Source organism: Protofrankia sp. Cj3 (genome assembly GCF_917627355.1).
Taxonomy (GTDB): domain Bacteria; phylum Actinomycetota; class Actinomycetes; order Frankiales; family Frankiaceae; genus Protofrankia.
Map to the genome: position 1 here is coordinate 17,356 of NZ_CAKJTR010000060.1, position 6,814 is coordinate 24,169.

The following is a 6,814-nucleotide window of genomic DNA, read 5'->3' on the forward strand; positions in this document are numbered from 1 at the left end:
CCCCCGGGAACGTCGCCATGAAGTGGTGCCAAGCGGACGATGTCCCCCGCGGTGACCGCCAGCCGGGCAGCCGCGCTCCCCCTGTTCACCGCGATCGTCACAAGGCCCGCGGAATCCACGTAGACAACAGGATCTCCTGGCTGCACCGAGGCAAAGGTGGCCCCGAACAGGGCCGTGGCCACCGTCTGGCCCACAGTGATCTCGATATTCCGGCCCGGGACGACGCCCGCCGGGACGAGCGGGCCCGCGGCCGTGGCCAGTTGGACGTTGCCGAAGGTGTCCACCGTGAGGACCTCGACCTCGACCTCGGTGGCGGCGGACGCGGTGGCGGCGGACGCGGTGGCGGCGGACGGGCGGACAAGCCGCAGCACCGGCGGGGGGAGCCGCACGAGCCCGGCAGGGTCCACCGGCGCACCGAGCCCGGCCAGGCTGTGGCCGGCCGCGAGGGCCGCGGCGGCGGGCGCGAACACATCCCGCCCGTGGAATGTCGCCGGTGCCTCGGCGGGAACCGCCAACGCGACCGCGGAACCCACACCCCCGAGCGCCTCGGCCGCAGGCGGCAACAGCCCGTTGTCGGGACCGACAAGAAATCCCCGCGGGGTGGACACCGCGAGCGCCCGCCGCGAGGTTCCCACCCCCGGGTCGACAACCGCGAGGTGCACCGCGCATGGCAGGTGGCCGACTGTCTGGGCGAGCACGACCGATCCCCGCCGCAGGTCACCGACAGGTATCAGATGGGTGATGTCAATAATGCGCACGCCAGGCGCCCGGCACAGCAACACCCCATGGCAGGCAGCCACGAAACCGTCAACCAGGCCGTAGTCAGACAGAAAGCTGACATACGCCGGCCGGATCACACGACCCCGTTCGTCCGGAGCCGGGCGATCTCCCGGGCCGGGTAACCGAGCTCGGCGAGGATGGCGTCCGTGTGCGCGCCGAGCGCTGGCAGCGGTCCCAGCGACGCCTCCTCGCCGGGGAAAAGGACCACCGGGCGGAGCTGGCGTACCGGTCCCACCGGGGAGTCAACCGAGGCCCACCGGTTCCGGGCAGCCAACTGAGGATGATCCAGTAAATCGCGCGCGGTGTTGAGACGGGCGTAGGCGATACCGGCGGCCGCCAGCCGGGCTTCGGCCTCGGCCGTGGTCAGCGCCGCGACGGCGGCCGCGACCAACGCCTCGGTGCGCGCGCGGTTACGCACCCTGGCCTGATTGGTGGCGAAGTCCGGGGCGGTAGCGGCCTCGGGCCGGTCGAGCACGCTGGTTGCCAGCCGGACCCATTCACGATCGTTCTGGACCCCGATCAGCAACCGGTCGCCATCGATCGTGGCGAACGCCTCATAGGGCGCGATCGACGGATGGCCAATGCCCAGCCGTGGCGGTTCGACACCGGTGTGCTCGACGGTCTGCACCGAGTACCCCATCCACTCGGCCAGCGCGTCGATCATCGTGATCTCGAGGGCGGCACCGGCGCCGGAACGCTCACGGCGCAGCAGCGCCGCCAGCACCGCCTGGACGACATAGGTCCCGGCGGAGACGTCGCCCGCGGCGAACCCCGCCTTCGCGGGGTGCTCATCCGTGCCCGTCGCGGAGATCAGCGCGCTCTCGGCCTGGACGAGCATGTCGTAGGCGCGCCTGTGCGCATAGGGGCCATGCGCGCCATAGCCGGAGAGATCCACCGCCACGAGCCGGGGATGCGCCGCGACCAGCGTGGCCGCGTCCAGGCCCAGCCTGGCCGCCGCGCCCGGCGCCAGGTTCTGTGCCACCACGTCCGCGCGGCCTACCAACCGGTGGACTACCGCACGGCCTTCAGGGGCCTTGAGATCGATCGCCAGTGACTGTTTGGATCTGTTCAGCCAGGCGAAGTGGGCCGACATCGCGCCCCGGACCGCCGTGTCGTAGGCCCGAGCGAAGTCCCCCGACCCCAGCCGTTCGACCTTCACCACCCGGGCGCCGAGGTCAGCGAGATGACGGGTGGCGAACGGCAGCGCCACCGCGTGCTCCACGCTGACAACGGTCATACCCTGCAGCGGCAGCACCCCCTCACACTATCGGCCGGAGGCGGCGCGATCCGCGGCCACACCGTCGGCAGCCACACCGTCGGCAGCCACACCGTCGGCAGCCACACCGCCTACCACACCATCCACGACCGAACCGTCCACGACCGAACCGTCGACAGCCTCACCGTCGACAGCCTCACCGTCGACAACGACGTGATGAGCCCGCGGCAAAGCCGGCGGCGGCACATCGCCAGCCGGCCGTCGTGGGATGAACAGCGACGGGGTGTCCCGCTGGATCGGCGGGCCGCCGTTGGCGAACACCACCGCCAGCCACGGGAGGACGACAGCGATGGCGATCGCGGCGAACCGCGCCCAGCCGCGCAGCGCAACCACGGCGAGAATGAGGCACAGCGTGCGGAACAGCATCGAAATCACGTAGCGTCGCTGGCGGTGTTGGATCTCCTCCGGGCGCGACAGCGCCGCGCGGGTAATCAAGGTGGCGTCGCTGTTCCGCCTGATCCGCACTCACGCGCTCCCTGTGACTGGCTTCCTGACCCACCCAGACGCCCGGCGCCGCGGCACCCTGCGGACCGCGCCGCGCATGGTGGCCAGAGGAGGTCTCCGTGCCTGTCAAGTGTGCGCCGATGCTGCCCGACCCGCCCGCAAAGACCCTTCCAGCACGCCTTGCCATACCGATCTCAAGATCAACACCGGCCGCAAAGTCACTGTTGGCTACACAATCAGCACACAGTCGGCTGTCAGGGCGGCCGGCCGAGAGCGACCGGCAAGAGGGGCGTGGATCAAGGAGCAGGGCTGGGGCGCGGGCATCGCGAGGCGGCGCGGGGAGCCACCGGAGGTACTGGGTGGCTGGGCGCTCTGATTCCCGACAGCACGGTGAGGATAGCCACGACGCCAATCGGAGGACTCGTGCGTTGAAAGGGGTATCGATCGTCTGTGACGGACGCAACAGCGGGCTACCGGGTTCGGGTGATGTTTGCCTGGGTGGCAGCGGTGCAGGCAGGAGCAACAGAAAATGATCTCTCGTAGAAGATCTCGCCAGAACACCCGGAGCCATCTGTCGACCTCGGCTCGGTCCGGGCCTCCCCGCGACACTCCGCCGAAACCCGCGCCCACCCCACCGCCGACATGGCGCCGCTGGCTGCTGCCCATCGGCATCATCATCACCGTTGCCCTGTTGTTCGCCCCCAGCATGTTTTCGAAGCAGGAGACCGCCTACAGCTTCACCCAGCTCACCCAGCAGGTGGACGCCGGTGCGGTACAGAAAGTAACGATCAATGACAAAGGCGGTGTCACCGGGACTCTCAAGGACGGCACCGCGTTCAGCTCACAGGTCCCGACCGCTCTCGACACCCAGGGCGTCCTCGCCCAGCTGGAGGCCAAGAAGGTCGACGTCAAGGCGACCCACGCCGGCACGTCCTTCCTGTCGATCCTGCTGAGCTTCCTGCCGCTGCTCCTGCTGGTGGCCTTCTTCATCTGGTCCGGCAGAGCGGCGCAACGGTCGCTGGCGGGCGGGCTCGGCGGCATCGGCCGGTCCCGGACAAAGATCGTTGATGCCGAGCGCCCGACGACCCGGTTTGCCGACGTGGCCGGCTACGAGGGCGCGAAACAGGAGGTCAGCGAAATCATCGACTTCCTGCGGCATCCCGAGCGATACCGGCAGGCCGGGGCGAAGGGCCCCGGTGGGGTGCTCATGGTCGGGCCGCCCGGTACCGGCAAGACGCTGCTCGCCCGAGCGGTCGCCGGTGAGGCCGAGGTGCCGTTCCTGTCGGTGAGCGGCTCCGGGTTCGTCGAAATGTTCGTGGGGGTCGGCGCCTCCCGCGTCCGCGACCTGTTCAACGAGGCACGCAAACGCGCTCCTTCCATCATCTTCATCGATGAGATCGACGCTATCGGGGGCAAGCGGGGGTCCGGTCTCATCGGCGGCGGTCACGACGAGCGTGAGCAGACGCTCAACCAGTTGCTGGCCGAGATGGACGGGTTCGACCCGGCCGAGGGCGTGGTTGTCCTCGCCGCGACCAACCGGCCCGAGACCCTCGACCCGGCGCTGCTGCGTCCTGGACGGTTCGACCGGCAGGTCACCGTGCCGCTGCCCGCCCAGCGGGAACGGGCGGAGATCCTGAAGGTGCACTGCCAGGGCAAACGCTTCAGCCCGGAGGTGGACCTGACCGTGGTCGCGCGGGCGACTCCCGGGTTCTCCGGCGCCGATCTCGCCAACCTCGTCAACGAGGCCGCGATCAACGCCGTGCGGGAGAGGCGCGGCGTGCTGACGGCCAATGACTTCGACGCGGCCCGGGACAGGATCATCCTGGGCCGGCGCGACGCCACCAATGTGCTGCTGCCCGAGGAAAAACAGTCGGTGGCCGTCCATGAGTCCGGGCATGCGCTGGTGGCGGCGCTCTCGCCGCACGCCGATCCGGTAGCGAAGATCACCATTCTGCCAGCGGGAATGGCGCTTGGTGCCACCCAGCAACTGCCCGAGGACGAACGACACCTCTACACCGAGAGTTACCTGTACGCGTCGCTGGCGGTGCGCCTCGGCGGGCGGGCCGCGGAGCTGGTCGTCTTCGGCCAGGGCTCGACCGGGGCCGCCAACGACCTGGCCGGCGCCACGGCGCTCGCGACCCGGATGGTCCGCGAGTTCGGCCTGTCCCCCGTGCTCGGGCCGGTGGGTTACACCTCGGGCAGCCCCCAGTACCTCGGCGGTGAGGAGCTGGTCTCCAGACCGTACTCGGAGGAGACCCAACGGATCATCGACGCGGAGGTGGCCAGGCTGCTGCGGGAGGCCGAGGAACACTCCGTGGCGCTGCTGCGGACCCACCGCGGCGCGCTGGACGCGCTCACCGGCATCCTGTTGGAACGCGAGACCGTCGACGGCGACGTTCTCGACAGCGTTCTGCGCGAGCACGCACCGGCGTATGCGGCTGGCCCGGCCGATCCAGCCAGCCCGCCGTCCCCACCGGCCTCCCCGCGGACTTCGCTGGGTAGGAACTGACGCCTCCTTGACCGGGACCGGACCACGAGCACGGCCGGGACCGGGACCGCTATCTGGCCATGGACTGCGAGGGATCGAAGGCGCCGTAGGCTGACTCGCAGGCTCGGCGGACCGCCGCGGACAACGCACGCAGGGTGGTCGAGCGCCGGCCGATCTCCTCGGCTGTGACCGCCGCCCCATCGTCGCGGGCCGCGAGGTCGATCAGGCCCGCGATCCGCACGGCCCGCGCGAGCAACGCGTGCGCGGGCGGCGGGTAGCCCGGCGCGAGCAACGCGGCCGGCTCGTCGGTGTGGCGGTCACGGAGCACCGAGAGCACCGCGGGCCCTGCCTTCGCGCGGTCAAGAGTGACCAGCGCGGTGGTCGCGGTCCGGATGGCTTCGTTGAGTTCGTGCTCCGCCGCGCGCAACGGCGAGGGTGGCGGCGGCAGGTGGGCACCGGCCGCCGAGCGCCAGTGCACCGACTCCAGGCCGCCCTCGACCGCCGGACCGTGCGCGGTCACCGAAGGCACCAGGAGCAGCGGCGGGACGGGGCCGAGCAGGACAATTGCCTCGCCGGCGGCAAGGGCTTCCCGGTTGGTCTCCGGCGGTCCCGGCAGACCGCTGACATCGCCCGGTACCGGCAGGACGAGCCGCAGCCGCCGGGCGCCGACGGTCCGCAGCCAACCGAGCCCCAGCGCGAGTCCCTGCCCGTCGACGGTGTGCGGGGCGCCGGGCCCGCCGGAACCCCGCTGGATCTGGGCGATCGCCTCGTCAGTGCTGACAAGCCCGGCGAGCCAGGCATTACCCCATCCGGTGAGTGCCCCCGAGCGAGGCGAGGCAGCTTGGCCGCAAATCACGATGCCTACGTTAAGGAATGATGCCCCTGTCCTGCGACGATCCGGGCTAGGATTGCTGAGGGTCACATGCGTTCGACAGTTGGCAACGAACCGGTCGTGGCCGGCATAACCCCATATCCGTACATCCGCCCCGGCGACGATTTCTCGCGCGCCGCCCGGATGCGGTGGAGCTGGCGACGCATGGGCGAGGCTGGGCGGGCCAGCAGCCACGGTAGGCCCACCAACGCCAGCCAATGGGCGTGAGCGAGCCGGGTAGGCGCCACGGGCGGCGCTCCCACCGTGGGCAGGACCACCGGGGAAGCACCGGCTTCGTGGAGAGCTTCGGCGAAGGCCCGGGCGATGAGCTGGTGGCCGCGAGGCCCCGGGTGCACCCGGTCCACGTCGAAGGTGGCCAGCTGGTAGACGTCGGGATGGCGCGCCAGATCGACGACCAGCACACCGGGGTCGGCCGCGGCGGCGGCGTCAACGGCCGCGTTGAGGTGTCCGACCCGGGTCGTGAGCAAGCGCCGCGCCGGGCCGGGCAACCGCAGCAGGCGTCCGGGATCGTGCAACCGCGCCATCAGTACCCAGCTGCCCGCCGCCCGCAGATCCCGGACGCTCCACACGAGGTTGTGCCGCAGGCGCAGCGGATCGAACCCCGGTGACAGCACGTCGTTCATGCCCGCGATCAGGCTCACGATCTGCGGGCGCATGGCGAGGGCTACGGGGATCTGGCTACCGCGGACATCCCGCGTGGTCGCGCCGGTGGCCGCGAGGTTCGCGAACCGCACCTGGCCGGCCGGGGCCAGGCACGCGGCCAGCGTGGCGGCCCATCCTCGGCCGGCGAGCGCGCGCTCGGCCTGCGCCCGGCGGTACCGGCCCATGCTGACCCCGTCACCCAGCCCGGCCGTGATGCTGTCGCCGAGCGCGACAAAACAGATCCCGTTCGCCGTGGCCATCAGGCCGCTCGCGTGGCGCCGCCGTAATGCCC

At 70.9% G+C, this 6,814-nt stretch carries 6 protein-coding genes; 1 reads left to right on the forward strand and 5 read right to left on the reverse strand.

The window, feature by feature from the left end; genetic code table 11:
- The 3 genes from MJ783_RS10560 to MJ783_RS10570 form a co-directional block, all read right to left on the reverse strand.
- On the reverse strand, window positions 1-857 hold an 857-nt coding region (locus MJ783_RS10560), incomplete at its 3' end, for an SAM-dependent chlorinase/fluorinase (RefSeq protein ID WP_239310220.1).
- On the reverse strand, window positions 854-2,017 hold the full coding sequence (locus MJ783_RS10565) for a CaiB/BaiF CoA-transferase family protein (protein ID WP_239310221.1): 1,164 nt from the start codon (window positions 2,015-2,017) through the stop codon (window positions 854-856). The genes MJ783_RS10565 and MJ783_RS10560, both read right to left, overlap by 4 nt.
- A 27-nt stretch (window positions 2,018-2,044) precedes the next feature.
- A complete protein-coding gene (locus MJ783_RS10570; protein WP_239310222.1) occupies window positions 2,045-2,521 on the reverse strand; it encodes a DUF3099 domain-containing protein in 477 nt (158 codons plus the stop codon).
- 508 nt (window positions 2,522-3,029) lie between these two features.
- On the opposite strand from MJ783_RS10570, the gene ftsH reads away from it, so the two are divergent.
- The gene (gene ftsH, locus MJ783_RS10575; protein ID WP_239310223.1) at window positions 3,030-5,009 is read left to right on the forward strand and encodes an ATP-dependent zinc metalloprotease FtsH; all 1,980 of its coding nucleotides are present in this window, start codon (window positions 3,030-3,032) and stop codon (window positions 5,007-5,009) included.
- Window positions 5,010-5,058: 49 nt separating this feature from the next.
- Here ftsH and MJ783_RS10580 read toward each other — a convergent pair whose 3' ends face one another.
- Together MJ783_RS10580 and MJ783_RS10585 are read right to left on the reverse strand one after the other, a co-directional pair.
- The gene (locus MJ783_RS10580; protein ID WP_239310224.1) at window positions 5,059-5,844 is read right to left on the reverse strand and encodes a hypothetical protein; all 786 of its coding nucleotides are present in this window, start codon (window positions 5,842-5,844) and stop codon (window positions 5,059-5,061) included.
- Window positions 5,845-5,906: 62 nt separating this feature from the next.
- Window positions 5,907-6,814 (reverse strand): GDSL-type esterase/lipase family protein (locus MJ783_RS10585; RefSeq protein WP_370651592.1); only part of this gene is annotated, 908 nt, incomplete at its 5' end.

Coding starts and splice junctions, on each gene's coding strand:
- ftsH (WP_239310223.1), top strand. CDS start 3,030: ATGATCTCTCGTAGAAGATCTCGCCAGAACACCCGGAGCCATCTGTCG.
- MJ783_RS10565 (WP_239310221.1), bottom strand. CDS start 2,017: ATGACCGTTGTCAGCGTGGAGCACGCGGTGGCGCTGCCGTTCGCCACC.